Annotated in this window: 12 protein-coding genes and 1 pseudogene; 8 read left to right on the plus strand and 5 right to left on the minus strand. The window is 39.0% G+C overall.

The features are described 5' to 3' along the window. On the plus strand, positions 1-973 hold a 973-nt coding region (locus Q0X77_RS11930), incomplete at its 5' end, for an efflux RND transporter periplasmic adaptor subunit (RefSeq protein ID WP_297797642.1). Positions 974-1010: 37 nt separating this feature from the next. Here the strand turns inward: Q0X77_RS11930 and Q0X77_RS11935 are convergent. Both Q0X77_RS11935 and Q0X77_RS11940 read right to left on the minus strand, forming a co-directional pair. Further along, positions 1011-1770: pseudogene (locus tag Q0X77_RS11935) on the minus strand (ZIP family metal transporter). Positions 1771-1772: 2 nt separating this feature from the next. Further along, positions 1773-2426: a metal-dependent transcriptional regulator gene (locus Q0X77_RS11940; protein ID WP_297797644.1), complete on the minus strand. Its 654-nt coding sequence runs from the start codon at positions 2424-2426 to the stop codon at positions 1773-1775. Between the two features lie 133 nt (positions 2427-2559). Between Q0X77_RS11940 and Q0X77_RS11945 the strand changes: the two genes are divergently transcribed. Next, positions 2560-4803 (plus strand): TonB-dependent receptor, encoded by a 2244-nt coding sequence (locus Q0X77_RS11945; protein ID WP_297797646.1) that lies wholly within the window; start codon positions 2560-2562, stop codon positions 4801-4803. 37 nt (positions 4804-4840) lie between these two features. Continuing rightward, the gene (locus Q0X77_RS11950; protein ID WP_297797648.1) at positions 4841-6001 is read left to right on the plus strand and encodes a lycopene cyclase family protein; all 1161 of its coding nucleotides are present in this window, start codon (positions 4841-4843) and stop codon (positions 5999-6001) included. On the opposite strand, the gene Q0X77_RS11955 is transcribed toward Q0X77_RS11950, so the two are convergent. Continuing rightward, entirely contained in the window at positions 5998-6972 is a 975-nt protein-coding gene (locus Q0X77_RS11955) for a polyprenyl synthetase family protein (protein WP_297797650.1), read from the minus strand. The two genes, Q0X77_RS11950 and Q0X77_RS11955, sit on opposite strands and share 4 nt — an antisense overlap. A 163-nt stretch (positions 6973-7135) precedes the next feature. Between Q0X77_RS11955 and Q0X77_RS11960 the strand changes: the two genes are divergently transcribed. The 4 genes from Q0X77_RS11960 to Q0X77_RS11975 are packed head-to-tail and all read left to right on the plus strand — an operon-like array spanning position 7136 to position 13783. After that, positions 7136-7741 carry a TetR/AcrR family transcriptional regulator gene (locus Q0X77_RS11960; RefSeq protein WP_297797651.1) on the plus strand — a complete coding sequence of 202 codons (606 nt, stop codon included), beginning with the start codon at positions 7136-7138 and terminating at the stop codon, positions 7739-7741. Next, positions 7742-9076, plus strand: a complete 1335-nt coding sequence (locus tag Q0X77_RS11965) for a TolC family protein (protein WP_297797653.1) — start codon at positions 7742-7744, stop codon at positions 9074-9076. Between the two features lie 26 nt (positions 9077-9102). Next, a complete protein-coding gene (locus Q0X77_RS11970) occupies positions 9103-10272 on the plus strand; it encodes an efflux RND transporter periplasmic adaptor subunit (protein WP_297797655.1) in 1170 nt (389 codons plus the stop codon). Between the two features lie 4 nt (positions 10273-10276). After that, entirely contained in the window at positions 10277-13783 is a 3507-nt protein-coding gene (locus Q0X77_RS11975; RefSeq protein WP_297797658.1) for an efflux RND transporter permease subunit, read from the plus strand. A gap of 75 nt (positions 13784-13858) precedes the next feature. Here the strand turns inward: Q0X77_RS11975 and Q0X77_RS11980 are convergent, their stop codons facing one another. Together Q0X77_RS11980 and Q0X77_RS11985 are read right to left on the minus strand one after the other, a co-directional pair. Beyond that, on the minus strand, positions 13859-15190 hold the full coding sequence (locus tag Q0X77_RS11980; protein WP_297797660.1) for a RagB/SusD family nutrient uptake outer membrane protein: 1332 nt from the start codon (positions 15188-15190) through the stop codon (positions 13859-13861). A 10-nt stretch (positions 15191-15200) separates the two neighbouring features. Next, positions 15201-18131: a SusC/RagA family TonB-linked outer membrane protein gene (locus Q0X77_RS11985; RefSeq protein WP_297797662.1), complete on the minus strand. Its 2931-nt coding sequence runs from the start codon at positions 18129-18131 to the stop codon at positions 15201-15203. Between the two features lie 193 nt (positions 18132-18324). Between Q0X77_RS11985 and aspS the strand changes: the two genes are divergently transcribed. Beyond that, positions 18325-20079, plus strand: coding sequence for an aspartate--tRNA ligase (aspS, locus tag Q0X77_RS11990; protein WP_297797664.1), 1755 nt, complete (start codon positions 18325-18327; stop codon positions 20077-20079). Positions 20080-20103: the final 24 nt, after the last annotated feature.

Raw genomic sequence — 20103 nt, forward strand, 5'->3', positions numbered from 1 at the left:
CCTTGAAGAAAAGCCTTTTCCAGAACTAGTTAAGGCCAATGGATCTATAGATGTGCCTCCAGCCAACAGAGCTGTGGTAAGTGCGACCATGGGAGGGTACATTAAAAGTACCCATTTGCTCATTGGTGATTTTGTAACTAAAGGGCAGGCACTTGTTAAAATTGAAAACCCTGAGTTTGTTAGCCTGCAACAAGAATATTTAGAGATAAAAGAACAACTGGCCTATTTGAAATCCGAATACGACCGTCAGCAAATCCTGAGAAAGGAAAACATCTCATCGCAAAAGGTCTTTTTAAAAGCAGAAAGTGAATTCAAAAAAGCAGAAGCAACATATAATGGGCTTCAAAAACAACTAAAGATCCTTAATTTTTCCCCAGCTGAAGTTGAGAGAGGAATTATAACTACGACCTCCACATTGTATGCGCCCATTAGTGGGAGTATTACTAAAGTCAATGTAACACTGGGCATGTATGTTTCACCGGCAACGCCCATTATTGAAATCGTGGATATTGACCATATTCATTTGGAACTATCTGTTTTTGAAAAGGACATTATGAAGATTCACAAGGGCCAGGAAATTAAATTTCGAATTCCGGAAACATCATCTACAGAATATTTGGCAACAGTATATCTGATTAGTAATGCTATTGAAGAAAACAGGACAATAAAAGTACATGGACATTTAAAAGATTCGACTAAACATAAATTTCTAACAGGAATGTTTGTAAATGCCTCCATAATTACGTCAGATAAGATAGAAAGGAGTATACCTTCAGAGGCGGTTGTAAATATCGATGGAGCCTCATACCTCTTATTGCTAGAGTCTAGGACGAAAGAAACATATAATTTTAAACCGGTAAAAGTTCAAGTAGGAGAAGAGTATGATGGCTACACTGCAATTGAAAATTTCACCGACTTTCCTTCAGATTCAAGAATTTTAACAAAAGGGGCTTTCTCGCTAATAGGTGAATAATCCATAAACGAAAAAGCATCTGTTAAACTACAGTAAATTAGCTTAAACCAACATCTAATGCCATCATAATGATGAAGCCGCCAATAAAGCCCATGGTCGCAATATCTGTGTATTTATCCTGTTGCGTCTCAGGGATAACCTCTTCAACAACAACAAAGATCATCGCTCCCGCAGCAAAAGATAAGGCATAAGGAAGTATAGGTTGGAAGGTAAGCACAGCCCATGCGCCCAGAACAGCAGCGATGGGCTCCACCATAGCAGAAGCTTGTCCGTAGGTAAAACTTTTAAGCCTGCTTAAACCCTGTCTTCTCAATGGCATGGCTACCGCAAAACCTTCGGGAAAATTTTGTAGCCCTATCCCAAGTGCCAATGCTACGGCGCCACCAATATTTGCTCCTTCAAACCCGGCAGCCACCCCGCCAAAGAGTACCCCTACAGCCAGGCCTTCAGGAATATTGTGTAAGGTAATGGCAAGGGTAAGAAGTGTGGTTTTATGCCAGGGTGTCTTTATCCCTTCACTCTCCTTGAAATTAATATGTATATGCGGTAAAACCTTGTCCAACCCATATATGAAAACAGCGCCAAGTAAAAATCCTATTGCCGCCGGGATAACCTTCACAAAACCTTCTCCCGGACTCATTTCAATCCCTTCCATCAAGTACTGCCCTATTCATGGTCTTAAAAAAGAAGACCAGACTGGCCCCTAATGCGGTAAGTAACCACGTAAAGAGGGTTGCGTAAAAAGCTGCCAAAATAGGATTGATCGTTTCGAAATAACTGATAACATTTTCTATCATTACTATATTTTTTTAACATATAAATTATTAGCTATCTGCTGGGAAAGATGCAATTCCCTTTGATCGACGAGAATGTGCAATGAATTATCAAACTCCTCTTTATCGAGAATCTTTATTTCGTTGCCAAGTGCTATCTTGTTTTTATCGAGGAATCTTAGGAATACAGCAGAGGAATCCTTTACCCCAACACAAATTCCTGTAGAACCAATGGACAATTGACTTAACAATAAATTGTCGCGTTCCAGGAACTCACCATTTTTTCCCGGAATCGGGTCTCCATGGGGATCGAACTTTGGATAATTCAACAACTCATCCAGTTTGTCAATTAGTTTTTCACTTTCAATATGCTCTAATTGTTCCGCAATCTCATGAACCTCATCCCAATTAAAATCCAATTTTTCAACCAAAAAAACCTCCCATAAACGATGTTTTCTAATAATTGACAAGGCCATTTTAGTTCCGAGATCAGTCAATGATACGCCCTGATATTTTTTGTAGTTGACCAATCCTTTTTCCGATAATCTTCTCATCATATCGGTCACGGAAGAAGGTTTGGTTTCCATCCGTTCAGCCAGGGCATTGGTTGATATTACTCCCACCCCTTCCAAACCCAGATGAAATATGGCCTTAATATAATTTTCCTCAGAATGGGTCATAAAAAAATTTTACCAAAAATACATTTTTATTAATTAAAACAAATATTTAGATTTGTCTAAATTTATTATTCGAATAAAATAAATTGTTTTGTATCATTCTATCAGGATTATAGCTTTTCTATTACTTTGTTTAATGGGAATCTCCAATATGTATTCTCAAAAGAACACTATTAATGGGATTGTCCTGGACGGAGGAGAACCCTTAGCCTTTGCCAATATTGTCATTCAGGGAACAAAAATAGGTTCATCTGCCGATGTGAACGGTCAATTCACAATTAATAATATTCCTGACGGCAGCTATACAATAAAGGTATCTGCTTTAGGCTATATCAGTAATTACCGGGAAGTAACTCTAGATAATAATCAAATATTGTCACTCACCATATCATTGCTGAATTCAGCGGAAGAATTAGATGAAATGGTCGTTACCGGCACTTTGAAGCCTGTAAATAGATTAGAAACACCTGTCCCGGTAGAAGTCTATAAACCCTCATTTTTTAAAAAAAATCCAACTCCAAGTATTTTCGAATCGCTGCAAAATGTGAATGGAGTTCGGCCACAAATTAATTGTAATGTATGCAATACGGGAGATATTCACATTAACGGACTTGAAGGACCATATACATTGGTTTTAATAGATGGCATGCCCATTGTGAGTGGATTAGGAACGGTATACGGGCTGTCGGGTATCCCAAATTCCTTGATAGAACAGATTGAAATTGTAAAAGGTCCGGCATCAAGCTTGTATGGTAGCGAAGCGGTAGGAGGGCTCATAAACATTATAACAAAGAGCACACTTAGTGCACCGACATTATCCATTGACAATTTTTTAAGTGGCTGGGGGGAATATAATTTGGATATTGGATCCAAAATTGGACTGGGCCGGAAATCAAACTTATTATTAGGTCTAAACTACTTTAAATACGATAACCCCATAGACAACAATGACGATAATTTTACCGATCTAACCCTCCAGGACAGGATTTCATTTTTTCAAAAATGGAGCATGATACGTAAAGAAAATCGTATTTTTTCTTTGGCCGGGCGGTTTTTTTATGAGGACAGATGGGGAGGTGAAATGCAATGGACACCTGAATTCAGAGGTGGCGATGAAATATATGGTGAAAGCATCTATACAAGAAGATGGGAAATATTGGGAAAATATCAATTGCCGTTTAAGGAAAATTTGTTGTTGTCTGCTTCCTATAATGACCATAGTCAAAACTCAACGTACGGGGATGTCGCCTACCTCGCTGATCAGCGAATAGGATTTGGCCAGTTAACATGGGATAAGACCATTGGCAAAAATGATCTTCTGATTGGCAGCGCCTTGAGATATAATTATTATGATGACAATACCCCTGCTACCTCCGCACTTGGTGCCAATGACGCAGATGAAGTCTGGATCCCCAGCTTGTTTATACAGGATGAGATAAATTTTTCAAAAAAACATTCCCTGCTCTCCGGAATCCGTTATGATTATGACAAAAGGCATGGCTCCATATTTACGCCCAGAATAGCTTACAAATGGAAATTTTCAGACAACGACATCTTGCGTTTTAATGCCGGTACCGGCTTTAGAGTTGTAAATCTTTTTACAGAAGAACATGCCGCTTTGACCGGCGCCAGGGATGTTATCATTGCTGAAGACCTAAAACCAGAGCGTTCCATTAATTTTAATCTCAACTTTTTGAAAAAGATTTATAGTAATAATGGCACATTCGTTGGTTTGGATGCCTCAGCATTTTACACCTATTTCAATAATGTTATTCTTCCTGATTACGATACAGATCCTAATGCAATCATCTATCAGAATTTAGACGGCAAATCGGTTTCTAAGGGAGTAAGTGCTAATTTAGATTTAGTATTTCCAATTGGACTTCGAATGCTGTTAGGAGCCACGTGGATGGATGTTAGCAATACACAAAACGGTATCACACAACGTCAAATCCTTACCGAAAGCTATAGTGGTACGTGGAGTATTTCGTATACTTTCAGAGCACTTAATCTTAGCTTTGATTATACAGGGAATCTTTATGGTCCAATGCGTCTACCGCTTTTGAGTGAACTGGATCCCAGACAGGAATTCTCACCAACCTGGAGTATCCAAAATATTCAGTTTACGTATGCAGGATGGAAAGATTTTGAATTCTATGGCGGTATTAAAAACCTTCTTGATTGGACACCTAATCAAGGGAATCCCTTTATAATAGCCAGAGCGAATGACCCCTTTGATAAAAATGTTGCATTCGACAATTCCGGTAATGCCATCCCAACCCCGGATAACCCTTATGGTCTTACTTTTGATCCCAGCTATGTATATGGCCCAAATCAAGGTATAAGAGGATTCATCGGATTACGTTACCAATTGAATTAAAGCACGCTTCATACTTGTTATGTAATTTGTACTTTTGATGTTTTTCAAACTTGTGCAGAAAAACTTCGACTATATAATAATTGGTGCCGGTGCTGCTGGCTTAATGCTAACTGATGCAATTGGAAGCGATCCTTATTTTAAGGATAAGTCGGTATTACTAATAGATAAGGATGCTAAAAAGAGTAATGATCGTACCTGGTGTTTTTGGGAGAAGGGGGAAGGAGACTTCGATACAATTATACATAAGAGTTGGAGTCATATTGAGTTTGCCGGAGAAAAATATCAGGGATCTTATGAAATAGCCCCCTATACCTACAAGATGCTTCGCGGTATTGATTTTTATAATTACTATTTTGATCGCATCGGCGGTTACAAGAATGTCTTATTTTCTCAGGCGCTTGTCTCAGGAATAAAAGATCATACTGAGCATGCGGTTGTAACCACAGATGTTGGGAGCTTTAAAGCAACACAGGTTTTTACCAGCGTTTTTAATTATAAGTCCCTTTACAATCAAACCAAATATCCTGTTTTACAACAGCACTTTATAGGATGGTTTATAAAATCAGAAAAACCTGTATTCAATCCTGAAAAAGCTACTTTTATGGATTTTTCAATACCTCAAAAGGGCAATACCCGATTTATGTATGTATTGCCATTTTCGGAAACCGAAGGTTTGGTTGAGTATACGCTATTCTCCACTGATACATTAGCTGAAGAAGATTATGAAAATGCTATAAAAGATTATATAAGAGAAAAACTGCAGTGCCCGAATTATGAGATCATAGAAAAGGAAAAGGGAAATATCCCAATGACCTGCTATAATTTTTCCGTAAACAATAGCGGTAATATTTTAAACATAGGTATCGCCGGAGGCTGGGCCAAACCCAGTACGGGATATACCTTTATGAGTACTAAACGAAAGATTAGTGAATTAGTCATTTTTCTCAAAAAGAATAAGTCACTAAGTTCTTTTAATGCCAAAACCCGGTATTGGTATTATGACCTGCTTTTATTGGACATTCTTGATAAAGACAATAATAAAGGGAGGCGTATTTTTGAATCGTTATTTGAAGGAAGTAGTCCACAGCTTATTTTTAAATTTCTGGATGAGGAGACCAATTTAAGTGAAGATCTTCAGATTATTTCAAGTTGTCCTAAAACCTATTTTATCAAAGCACTATTGAACAGAATATTCTAAACTTCCCTGTTCATAAGTTTCGTGCCAAATTCCCGGATAATTCTCTTTTTATCTTGCGGTACTTCTATTTCGTCCAATATTTCAAATGCCAGTTGCGTATAGTTTTTTATTTGATTCCGCGTTTCCTCGGCGGCGCCACTATTTACAAAAATTTCTTTGACCGTCTGTATTTTTTCCTGTGGATCTGTGGGCCTTATGGAAAATAGGTTTTTTAGTTCATTCCGGTCCTCAGATGTAGCCAATTCCAGTGCCTTAAGATATAAGTACGTTTTCTTATTTTCTATGATATCACCCCCGACCTGTTTCCCGAAATTTTTGGGATCTCCGAAGGCATCCAGGTAATCATCCTGCAATTGAAAAGCTATGCCGAGATTAATGCCATAATCATAAATTGCAGTCTGTGATTTTTCTGAAGCCCTGGCAACAATTGCTCCCATTTTCATTGCAGCGGCAACTAATACAGCTGTTTTATATTTTATCATTTTGAGGTAATCCGAAATGGTGACATGGTCACATGATTCAAAATCCATATCATACTGCTGACCTTCACAAACCTCAATAGCTGTTTTACTAAATACTTTTAACAACTGCTTAAATAAATCCGGTTCATAATTTTCTAAATACTGATATGAATTAATTAGCATAACATCTCCTGATAAAATACCAGTATTAATGTTCCACTTTTTATGAACTGTTTTTTCACCTCTTCTTATTGGTGCGGAGTCCATGATGTCGTCATGGACCAAAGAAAAATTATGAAAAACTTCAATTGCAAGGGCAACATCCAAGGCTTCTTCGTAATTGCCGCCAAAAACATCAGTACTTATTAGTGTTAATATCGGTCTGAGCCTTTTTCCCCCCAACTCCATGATATAAGAAATAGGCTCATATAAACTAAGAGGATCTTTGGTGCTGAGCTTTTTTACCAGGTAGGAATTAAAAATTTTCCGAAAGAAATCGATGTCAATCATTAAATTTTTTTTCAAAAATACATTAAAAGCACCCAAAATAAAGTATTTATTTGAACTTACTGTGAAGAAAAGTTGTCTTATTCCGGCGATCTGTTAAAAAATTGTAAAACCTAGGAAACTTTTTATGTTTTTATAGTTTCCTGATTATATTTGCCCCTGCATTATGAAAGACAAAATTTTAACGAAAGCAACGGATCTTTTCTTAAACCTGGGGTTTAAAAGCGTAACGATGGATGATCTTGCGAGTGCCATGGGTATTTCTAAAAAGACCATTTATTCTCATTTTGAGAATAAAACTAAACTAGTGGAAGCCTGTACTATGCACGTTTTTGATTCGGTTTCTTGTGGAATTGATCAAATATGTGCCCTCAAAAAAAACCCAATTGAAGAACTTTATGAGATTAAAAAACTCGTAATGCAGCATTTAAAGGACGAAAAAACCTCTCCGCAATATCAGCTTCAGAAATATTATCCCAAAATTTTCAATACCCTCAGAAATAAACAATTTGATATGATGCACGACTGCGTCGTAAATAATGTAAAGGAAGGAATAAAAATGGGGATTTACAGGGATAATCTGAATATAGAATTTGTTGCCAGGATTTACTTTACCGGAGTTTCGAATATTAAAGATGTTCGACTGTTCCCTGATACCCAGTTCCCGGTGGCAACCCTTATGGACGACTATTTGGAATACCACCTGCGCGGTATAGTCACTCCAGATGGAAGAAAAATATTAAACCAACTAATCAACTCAAATCAGGATTAAATGAAAGTTCAATTCGTAATTTTATTAGCAATTATATCTGTGAAATGCTCCTTTTCACAAGAAATTCCGAAAAGCTTTTCTTTGGATGAAGCTATTGCTTATGCGCTTGAATACAACTACAGTGTCATAAATGCAGATAGGGAAATTCTGGATGCTCAAAAGCAGAAATGGGAGATAATTGCAACCGGCTTACCTCAAATTGACGGTAATCTTAGCTACTTTAATCAGTTAAAACAACCTGTAACTCTTATTCCGGGTGAAATTGTTGGAGGCGAACCCGGCTCCTTCCTTCCAGTGGTATTTGGTCAACAAAATCAGGTTAATGCAACAGCTACCCTGCGTCAGCAAATATTTGATGGTTCCTATATTGTAGGGGTCCAGGCTACTGAGGCTTTTCTCAGATACAGTCAAAATAATAAAGAAAAAACAGATCAGGAAATAAGGAAAGCCGCCATTGAAGCATATGGCAATGTATTACTTGCTCAAGAAACGGTTAATATTCTTGAGAAAAATAAAGCCACACTGGAAAAAAATCTCTATGAAACTGAGAAACTTTATGAGAATGGGCTAGGCGATGAAGAAAGTGTTGAACAACTTCAAATTACGCTGTCATCAACAGTCAGTGCTTTAAAGAATGCAATCCGTTTTGAAGATATTACCCTGCAGATGTTGAATTTAATCATGGGACTACCCATCGAAAATCAAACAATATTAACGGAAAATCTGGATGATCTGGTGGTAAAACAAATAGATTTTAATCTTTTGGATTCTGAATTTAACATGGAGAATAACGTGGATTACAAACTGGTAGCCAACCTCAATGAGCAGCGTTATTATGAATTAAAGCTGGCCAAAAGTAAAGCTTTACCATCACTTAATGCCTTTGTGAATTATGGGGCTTCAGCTTTTAGCAACACCTTTTCTTTTTTTGAGAGTCAACAGAAATGGTTTGCAGCATCTACTTTAGGGTTCGACTTAACCATTCCTATTTTCAGTTCCCTTAATCGGAGCGCAACAACGCAAAGAGCCAAAATAGCTTATGACCAGGCAAAAACGCAACTAACTGAGGCAGAAGAACAAATAAGGCTTCAACTTGAAAAAGCAAAAAGTGATTACATTTTCTCAATTGAAGATTACGAGACCACTAAAAGCAATCTTAACCTTGCCGAACGGATTGAAAAGAAAAACGAAACAAAATATTTTGAAGGACTAGCTACCAGCTTTGAACTGAGACAGGCGCAAATTCAACTTTATACTGCACAGCAAGATTATCTTCAGTCAATGGTAGAAGTAATCAATAAAAAAACAGAACTGGAAACCGTTCTTAATAATTAAACCATCAACTTAGAAACCCGCAAAAAATGAAAAATACGCTTTTACTAATTCTATTTTCACTGATTCTCACATCCTGTGGAAACGGAACTACTAAATCTGTTGAAACCTTAATTGCCGAAGGGAATTTGGAAGAAATTAAATCGAAGAAACAGGAAATTACGGAACAACAAAAAGTATTAAATACAGAGCTTAAGCTTCTGGATTCTGTTATCAATGTTAAGGATAGCGGGTCAAAACTAGCCTTGGTGTCCACTTTTAAAACAGATGTTCAGGCCTTTCAGCATTATCTGGATCTTCAGGGGAATGTTATGACTAAACAAAATGTCCTTATTTACCCTGAAATGCCAGGTACTTTAGTTAAGGTATATGTAAAAGAAGGCCAAAAGGTAAACAAAGGTCAACTTTTAGCCACTATTGATGATGGCGGCATGAGTAGTCAACTTGAACAACTCAAAACCCAGGCTGCACTTGCTAAAACTACTTTTGAACGTCAAAAAAGACTTTGGGATCAAAAAATTGGATCTGAAATTCAATATTTGCAGGCCGAAACAAATTATCAGGCGGTGGTAAACTCTGTTAAACAAGCAGAAAGTCAATTAGCCAAATCAAATATAAGGGCTCCATTCTCCGGAATAATAGATGATGTTATTCAAGAACAAGGAACTGTTGTTTCCCCGGCCAACGGACAAGCCGTCTTCCGTATTGTAAATCTATCTGATATGTATATAGAAGTAGACGTTCCCGAAGGTTATTTAAAAGGGGTAACTGTAGGTAAGGAAGTTAAAATATTTTTTCCAGTTCTTGGAGATAGCATTACTTCTAGAGTAAGGCAAACGGGAAATTTTATTAACCCAACGAACAGATCTTTTCGGGTGGAAATAGCTGTACCTAATAAAAAGGGAAATATAAAACCCAACCTAACAGCTCGTGTACAGATAAACGATTACAGTAGCGATAATGCTATCTTAATTCCGCAAAGTGTAATTTCTGAAAATGCACTGGGAGAACAATATGTTTATCTGGCAACGGAGGTTGATTCCAGCAATATGGCCATAGCAAAAAAACAAATCATAAGCACAGGACAATCTCAAGGGGACTATGTTGAGGTTTTAGGTGGAATTGACCCTGGCGTACAAGTTATATCGGAAGGTGCGCGGAACGTCAGAGAAAACCAGCAAGTAAAAATAATTCAATAACCTTATGAGCAAACAATTAAAAAATACAAATAAGGAATTTAGATTATCCTCCTGGGCTATTGATAACCCTTCGGTCATTTACGTAATGATTGGCATTTTCTTATTTATTGGATTATCCTCTTATTTTTCTATGCCCCGGGAAGATTTTCCTGAAGTAAAAGAAACCAAGATTTATATTAGTAGTGTTTACCCTGGAAATACTGCTGAAGATATAGAGCGACTCCTAACTGATCCTCTGGAAGACAGGCTGAAAAATGTAAGTAACCTTGTGGAAATTACTTCTACTTCACAAGAAGACTATTCAATGATTGTTGTTGAATTTGATGAAGATATTTCTGTTGAAAATGCCAAACAAAAAGTAAAGGACGAAGTGGACAGTGAAAAAGCAGGAGAAGACTGGCCTATTTTCAATGGGGCTAAAGTTGAACCGGATGTTTTTGACCTGAATATATCAGAATCATACCCTATAATGAACGTCAACCTGAAAGGGGATTACCCTGTTGATAAATTAAAGGAATTTGGCAAGTATCTGGAAGATGAAATAGAAGACTTACCGGAGATAAAAGGTGTAGATATCAGGGGGGCGCAGGAAAAAGAAGTAGAAGTGGCAGTTGATATTTATAAAATGATGGCCGCCAAGGTTAGCTTCGATGATGTAATACAAGCCATAAACAATGGGAACATGACCATGTCTGCTGGAAATTTAAACACCAGTGGACAGCGCCGTACCATCCGGATTTTAGGAGAAATTGAAGACCCAGGTGAGCTTGAAAACTTTGTTGTTAAATCAGAAAAGAGCGCGGCTGTTTATCTAAAGGACATTGCTAAGGTTTCATTCAAAGAAGAAGAAAAAACGACCTATGCCAGAGAGCGTGGCAGTAGTGTTGTGATGCTTGATATTAAAAAACGTGCAGGCAAAAATGCAATCACGGCAGCTGATGAGATCAAAGAAATTGTGAAGGAATCAAGGGAAAATTATTTTCCCGCCGATCTGGACGTAAGTATTGCTAATGATTCCTCAAGCCGAACATTAAATCAGGTCGATGACCTCGTAAATAATATAATTTTTGGGATCATTTTAGTGGTTACCGTACTAATGTTCTTTTTAGGTTTTCGCAATGCCCTTTTCGTGGGCTTTGCTATCCCTATGTCTATGTTCATGTCGTTTATGATCCTTTCCGCAATGGGATATACACTGAACACTATGATCTTATTCGGCCTCATTATGGGATTAGGAATGCTGGTTGATAATGGTATTGTTGTCGTTGAAAATGTTTACCGGCTTATTGAAGAAGAAGGTATGACCCGCATTGAAGCGGCTAAAAAAGGTATAGGTGAAATTGCGTTTCCTATAATTATTTCAACTGCAACCACAGTCGCTGCGTTCGTACCATTAGGACTTTGGCCGGGTATTATGGGTGAATTTATGATCTACTTCCCAATTACATTGTCCGTAGTTCTTGGCTCCTCATTGTTCGTCGCCATTTTTATGAATTCTATGCTGGTATCGCAATTTATGGAGGTTGGAGATAAAGAACTTACCCTAAAGCAACTTGTACGCCTGAGCATTATCCTGGGCGGGTTTGGACTCTTTATACTTATTTTCGGTGGTACGGTTCGCGGATTAGGTTCATTAATGATTGTAGTCGCATTATTATTCTGGATTTATAAATACGGACTTAAAAAGGCGGCCTTACAATTTCAAAAGAAATACTTATCCCGGTTTGAAAATTGGTATGAAAATCGCTTAAGGAATGCGCTTAAGGGAAGAAATGTTTATGCTTACTTTGGCTTTACGGTATTCCTGTTAATAACGGCTTTTATTGCTTTTGGGATATCGCTTGGTAGCGGCCGAACGAAAGTGGAATTTTTCCCGGATAACACCCCAAATGAAATTTATGTTTACATAGAATATCCGCAGGGTACTGCTATTGAAAAGACCAATGATATAACCAAAAATATTGAAAAAAGGGTCTATGCTATTGCTGATGATTCTAAGTATATGGATGGTGATAATAATTTTCTGGTAGCTTCGAGTGTATCCCAGGTGGGGAAGGGTGCTGAAAATCCATTTACAGAAGGAGGCTCAGCAGCAGAAATGCCACACAGGGGAAAAATAACCATTTCTATGAAAGAGTATAAGTTCAGGGGTGGCAGAGATACCGAAGGGCTTCGCAAAGAAATTCAGGACGGCTTAAAAGGTATCTATCCCGGATTGGCAATCTCTGTGGAAAAAGACGCTGTGGCTCCTCCTTCAGGTTATCCCATAAATATTGAAATTGAAGGTAAGGATTATGGTGTATTGATTAATACCGCAGAGCAAATGCGAAATTTCCTCAATACAAAGAATATCGCGGGAATTGAAGAACTAAAGATTGATGTAAATACCGGAAAACCCAGCATGGAGGTAACGGTTGATCGGGCAAAAGCCGGAGAGCTTGGAGTGTCCGTGGGGCAGGTAGGACTTCAATTAAGACGTTCCCTGTTTGGAGATAAGGCCGGTATTTATAAGCAGGAAGGTGACGATTATGACATCAATGTACGCTTTAATGAAGACCTTAGATATAATACCAGTGCCTTATTCAATCAGAATGTAATTTTCCGGGACCAGGCAACGGGGCAGATAAAAGAAATCCCTATTTCTGCCGTGGCATCTCACAGAAATACTTCAAGTTTTAGTGCGATTAAACACAGGGATACAAAGCGCGTTGTCACACTCTATTCCGGTCTGAGGCCGGGATATACAGATGCCGGTGCAATTGTGGCAGAGATTAAAAAGGTAATGGAAGAGTATACTGGAATTCCGGCGAATGTAAAGATAGATTATACGGGCCAGATTGAAGAGCAGAATAAGCAAATGGAATTTTTAGTTGGCGCCTTCTTTTCGGGCCTTGGCTTAATCATGTTAATTCTAATCTTTCAATTTGGAGGCGTATCTAAACCGACTATAATCATGACCGCTATTTTCCTGAGTTTTATAGGAGTTTTTGGTGGATTAATGATTACCGGATGGCCCTTTGTAATAATGATGACCATGATGGGTATTATCTCATTGGCAGGTATTGTGGTTAATAATGGGGTCGTTCTTTTAGATTATACCCAAATCCTCATCGACCGCAAAAAAGTATCATTAGGAATGAAAGACGAAGATCTATTGTCAAGGGAGCAGGTGACCGAGTTAATTGTAAAAGGGGGTAAAGCCAGGATGAGGCCGGTACTACTTACCGCAATAACCACTGTGCTGGGATTAATCCCTTTGGCGATTGGACTTAATATTGATTTCTTTTCTCTATTTACAAACTTTGACCCAAAAATTTATATCGGCGGTGACAATGTAATTTTTTGGGGACCGCTTGCGTGGACAGTTATATTTGGACTAATTGTAGCCACTTTCCTCACTCTGATCATTGTCCCTGTTTTGTTTAACATTGTTTATAGGATAAAAATTAAACTTAAAGGAGGAACTAAGAAGGCACCTGCCAAGAAGAAGGAACTTGAAATAGCTGCTTAATTACCTTTAGAATTTATCCAATAAAAAAACCCCGCAAAAGCGGGGTTTTCTTTTTTAGTTAAGATAGACTAAAAACTATTCATTTTCAGATAGTGGCACCGGTAAAACATTGAAAACTTGATCTCCGGGTCTATCCGTTGGCAATGTACTGGAAAGTCCATAGCGTCTAAGATCAAACATTCTGTGATTTTCAGACCACAAAGAATATCTTCTTTGATTTAATAGCTCCGTAGTAAGTGCATCAGTTGTTTGTGCCCCTGCATAATTGGCCAGCGATGCTGAATTACGAATCGTATTTAAAGCATCTTCTGCGTCCTGAAGATTATTGGCTAAGATACTTGCTTCTGCGTATAGCAGGATTAACTCTTCGTTCCTTAGGATTTTAACAGAGGATACATTGGTCGCGTATAAACGTGTTTCATGGGTTCCTGTAAGTCCATCCTGAGAGCTCGGATCTATTCTGGGTTCGGCTTTGTTCTCTACGCGGGTATCACCAGCTTCAGCCTCATTAATCCAGCTATCATGAACAATAATCTGATCTCCATTGTTAACGTTGTCCGGAGTAGATGGTACCCTGAAAACAGGGTTGGCCTGATCTCCTCCGCCTAAGCCAAAAATATGCTCAGGACCCAGATCCAATGCACCGTTAATGTCAAAATATGAACCGTTTAGTGCAGTTAAAGCAGAAGCGCCATCCCCGGCGTATACAGCGGCCAAGGCCGCAACGGCTCTGTTAAACTCCGTAAACGTAGCGGGTGTATCAAATCCACTAAAACCACTGCTTAACGGAAATGCAAAACTATCACCGGCTCCAGAAAGATCTCCCTGGGCCTCATCCAACAAAGCACGAATTTGCGCTAATGCATCATCAAATTCCAGAATTGGTCCAAGATTATCAGGATCAGTTACTTCTATTCTCGCCCTGCCATAGGACTTTAAAACCTGGATTAATTCATAGGCTTTCATTGTCTTTCCAAACCCAATATAACCATTAGATTCTGCTTCATTAACAAATTCGGTGTTGGCTGCAGCTGCAATTAACAAATTTGCATTCTTTGATGCACGGTAGCTACCGTTCCATTGTTGCGTACTATAAAACGAATTGTTATCTAAACCTATTCCATCTTTCCCGAGTAAATCTCCGGTGTTTCTGGGGTCAGCATCAAATAAATACAGCTCACGCGCCATAGTACCACTTGCAGTAACCTCAGTTCCCAGGCCATCCCTTATCGTAGATTCTATCCCAACCACTAATTCGTTCAATTGGCCTTTTGAAGCATTTTGTTCAACACCACTTACACTGGGTCCATCGGGATCCTGTACTGCATCAATTGAGCATGAGTACACTATTACTATAACAGAACAGGCCCATACTAAAGTTGTTATCTTTTTGATTGTATTTTTCATCGTCAATTTTTTAAAAGTTAACATTCAAGTGAAAGTAAAATTGCCTTGAGCTGGGAAAGGGAGTAACCTCAATTCCACTTGACAATCCTGCACCACCATTTACAGACACTTCCGGATCATAACTACTATAATCTGTAATAGTAAAAATATTTCGGCCGGAGAACCCAAATTTCACACCCTCCACGACATCTCCAAATGCTTTGCTAACCGCTTTGGTAGGCAATCTGTAATAGATTGCGGCTTCCCTGAGGCGTACATATCCTGCGGGTTCAACAAATCGTAAAGCATTGGCAGGTGTCCCTAAACGTGCCTGCCCTTCAGCAGTTTCCAAATCCGGTGTTGTACCACCTAAATCTGTCAGGAATTTAGAAAGGTTGAGGTTTTCTCCTCCTTGTTTCCATTGTAAAAGAAACAATACATCAAGCTGCTTAAATAAGGTGAAATTATTGGTGAAGGCCATCTGAAAATCCGGTTCGACATTTCCAACCTGAGTTTGGACACCATCTATTGTACCTACTAATTGAGTTACCGGTTGCCCTTCCTCAATAAAGAAGGTTCCTAGTCCAAGCCCAAAGCCGGCCCCTGGTTGGGGGAAGGCAGGCACATCTAAACGGGTGATTTTCGATCTATTCAGATAAAAGATAATTCCAGTATTCCATCTGATATTCGTGTGGTCTATAGCATCTCCCCTTACGCCCAATTCTACCCCTTGGTTCCTAAGGTCCGCGAGATTTGTAGTCTCCTGGGTGAATCCTGAAGATGAAGGAAGCGCTCTTGTTAGAATCAAATCTTTAACTTTCTTATTATAATAGGTAGCTTCAAAAGAAATACGATTTTGGAGAAATCCCATATCAAATCCTACTTCAAACTCCTGAGCTGTTTCAGGTTCAACATCTGGATCACCCTTGGCGGCCAAAACAGATTGTCCAATATTGCCGCCAATATTATTGGCTCCAAAACTGGTGAAAGTAGATCCAAAACCGGCCGGATTACCGGTTTCTCCATAAGCAACTCTTAGTTTTAGCTGGCTCATATCCTCAACATTCCAAAAATCAAAGTTCATTAGGTTTACCGCCAATGATGCTTTTGGAAAACCATAGAATTTATTCTGGTCGCCATTTCTACTCGACTTATCCCAACGAAAACCCAGGGTAGCTATTATCTGGTCCCTATAGTTTCCTTCAACCTGGGCAAAGAAACCAAAGTCCTCCTCCTCTGTCCTATTCTGGTCTATAACCTGGTTAACGGATTGATCCACACTAGTCTGGCCGGCTGCAAGAAGGGAACCTCTGCTATTAACCAAATTGGCATTCTGGTTAAGGTAGGTTAAACCCAACTGGGTGGTTAACCCAAGGTCTCCCTGCATTGCATCATGGTCCCATACTCCAATGGCCTGTGCATTATACTGGGTGAAATTGTTCTTTCCCACTGCTACAAAGCCACCCTGGCCACCAATTTGTGCCTGATGTGTTTCCGGAACATAAACGTAAGTCTCGTTAGCCAAATAATCAAGACCACCGGCTAAAACCAATTTTACCCGGTTTACATCCGTTGTCAATATTTTGGTATTCAAGGTTAGTCCCTGAACTATACGATTGTTACTATCCTTATTTCTTGCATTATCCCTGACAAAAATCGGATTCCCGGGATAATTTGGATTATTGGGATAATTCCCATTTGCGTCCGGAAACAGATTGTTCCATGGCCTTGTAAATGCCAACGTATATCCATAACTAAGTCCCCCCTCGTTCTCATTACCAGTAAAACTCCGGCTGGAATTACTTTTGGTATAATTGGTGGTAGCTGCAAAATCAAAAACATCAGAAATTTTGTGTTCGATATTCATCCGAAGTGATAAACGGTCAAAACCGGTATTTTTGATAATACCATCTTCGTCTCTGTAAGCTCCCCCTACATAAAACTTTGTTTTATCATTACCCCCTGTGGCATTCAACCTTGTTTCTGTTATAAACCCGGTTTCGCCATAAATAATGTCTTCAAAATCATAAAGCTTGCCATTAGAAGCAATGGTTGCATCAAATTTGGCCCTTTCACTGGCATCAAATGTTGACTCCACAGAAGCTGCAGTCCAGGGTCGTATCCCTAAAGGATTGGCAATGGTATTGCTCCCTACATCTTGACTAAAACTGATTTTAGTCTTCCCTGTTTTACCCCTTTTTGTGGTAATTATAATTACCCCTGCATTACCTCTTTGTCCATAGATTGCAGCGGCAGAAGATCCTTTTAAAACCTCGATATTCTGAATGTCGTTTGGATCCAGATCTGCTAATCGATTACTGGAATTTTCCTCATTCCCTCTGTTTGCACCTGAAGCAAATCTCAATCCTGAAGGTATTTCCACATTGTTATAATATACTCCGTCTACAATAATCAAAGGCTGGTTATTGCCATTTATCGAAGAAATACCCCTGAGCCTCAGGGCAAATCCACCCCCGGGAGCACCCGAAGATGATGTAATGTTTACCCCCGGTACTTTACCATAAAGGGCACCGTCTACCGTAGACTGACTTGTCGTTCCGACCAGCTCCTGTGAAGAAACGGTGGAAACCGCATTTGCCAAATTCTCACGCTTCACGGAAGTTGCCAAACCGGTAATAACTACCTCATCAAGCCCAGTAGCGGATTCGGCTAAAGTGACATTCAGTGTTGACGCATCTGTAATTCGAATTTCTCTGGTTTCAAACCCTAAAGAGGAAAAAACCAAAGTCGCGGGAAAACTGTCTACAGTTATTTCATAATTCCCATCAAAATCAGTCGTTGTACCCTTATTGGTACCTTTGACTACCACAGCTACCCCAGGTAATGGAGTGCCATCCAATTCATCCTGTATACTCCCACGGACCGTCGCTTGCGAAAACGCCAAAAATGGCAGTGCAAGAAAAAGCCATAGAAATACCATGTTAATTTGAGTTTTTTTCATGTTCGTCGGTATTTAGAATTAGCTATTGTTCTTTCCAAGGTAATGAAGATATGGGTTAAACCAAATTTTTATTAACTTTTTCTTAACAAAACTACCCAAATTAATATGTGAAATATGGTAGAAAATTTGTTCTGATGATACGGGTTACAAGCATATCTTCTTACATTTGCGGCTGTAAAACAAGGCAGATAAAATGTATAGAAGTCATACTTGTGGTGAATTAAATGCATCACATATTAATAAGGAAGTTACTTTATCGGGATGGGTTCAAAAAACAAGGGATAAAGGATTTGTGGTCTGGGCAGATCTCAGGGATCGATATGGTATCACGCAACTTGTTTTTGATGAAGAACGAACTACTCCCAAGATCTTGGAAAGTGCCAGAGCCTTAGGCAGGGAATTTGTTGTACAGGTTGAGGGTACTGTGATTGAACGAACTTCTAAAAATCCGAATATTCCTACCGGAGAAATTGAAATACTGGTTACAAATCTTCAAATTCTGAACACCTCATTATTGCCCCCATTTACAATTGAAGATAAAACTGATGGTGGCGAAGACCTTCGAATGAAATATCGCTACCTGGATATTAGAAGAAACCCCGTAAAAGAAAAATTGATTTTTCGAAGTAAAGTAGCTTTGGAAGTCAGGAATTACCTCAGCAACCAGGGTTTTATAGAAGTGGAAACTCCCTATTTAATCAAATCTACTCCGGAAGGGGCCCGCGATTTTGTGGTGCCAAGTCGAATGAATGCAAGACAGTTTTACGCTTTGCCACAATCTCCTCAAACCTTTAAACAATTACTAATGGTTGGTGGTTTGGATAAATATTTTCAAATTGTAAAGTGCTTTAGAGATGAGGATTTACGTGCAGACCGTCAGCCCGAATTCACACAGATAGATTGTGAAATGGCATTTGTGGAACAAGATGATATTCTTGAGGCGTTTGAAGGACTAACAAGGCATCTGCTTCTTGAAATAAACGGTGTGGAAACAGGTGAATTTCCCAGACTTACTTATGACGATGCCATGAAAAGATTCGGTAATGATAAACCGGATATCCGTTTTGGAATGGAGTTTGGCGAATTAAACGAAGTAGCCCAACACCGTGATTTTAATGTATTCAATTCCGCTGAATTTGTAGCAGGAATTGCCGTACCGGGTGCTGCATCCTTTACGCGTAAAGAAATTGATAAGTTAATAGATTGGGTGAGGAGACCTCAGGTTGGAGCAAAAGGAATGGTGTATGTAAAATGTAATGAAGATGGTAGTTTTAAGTCATCTGTTGACAAATTTTACAATCAGGAAGACCTCTCGCAATGGGCTAAACTTACCGCTGCGAAACCCGGAGATTTAATTTGTGTTCTTTCCGGTAACACGACCGAAACAAGAACCCAGCTAAGTGCCTTGCGAATGGAAATGGCAGAAAGGCTTGGACTCCGAAATCCGAAAGAGTTTGCGCCATTATGGGTGGTAGACTTTCCTTTGCTTGAGTTAGATGAGGAGACGGGAAATTACCATGCAATGCATCATCCTTTTACTTCTCCGAAACCAGGGCAACTAGAATTGCTGGAAACTGATCCGGGGGCAGTACGAGCCAATGCCTATGATTTGGTTTTAAATGGGAATGAAATTGGAGGTGGTTCAATTAGAATTCATGATAAAGAAACCCAGGCGACAATGTTCAGGCATCTTGGTTTTTCAGAAGAAGAGGCTAAAGCACAATTTGGTTTTTTAATGGATGCATTTCAATATGGGGCGCCACCACATGGGGGTATTGCATTTGGACTAGACAGGTTGGTTGCCATTCTTGGAGGTCAGGAGACCATAAGGGATTTTATAGCCTTTCCAAAAAATAACAGCGGAAGGGATGTCATGATCGATGCTCCCTCCCCAATTAATAATGCACAATTAAAGGAACTAAATTTAAGATTGGATATTCAATCTTAATCACATTCCCGTTTAGGAGTGGCA

Source organism: uncultured Eudoraea sp. (assembly GCF_947258925.1).
Lineage (GTDB): Bacteria > Bacteroidota > Bacteroidia > Flavobacteriales > Flavobacteriaceae > Eudoraea.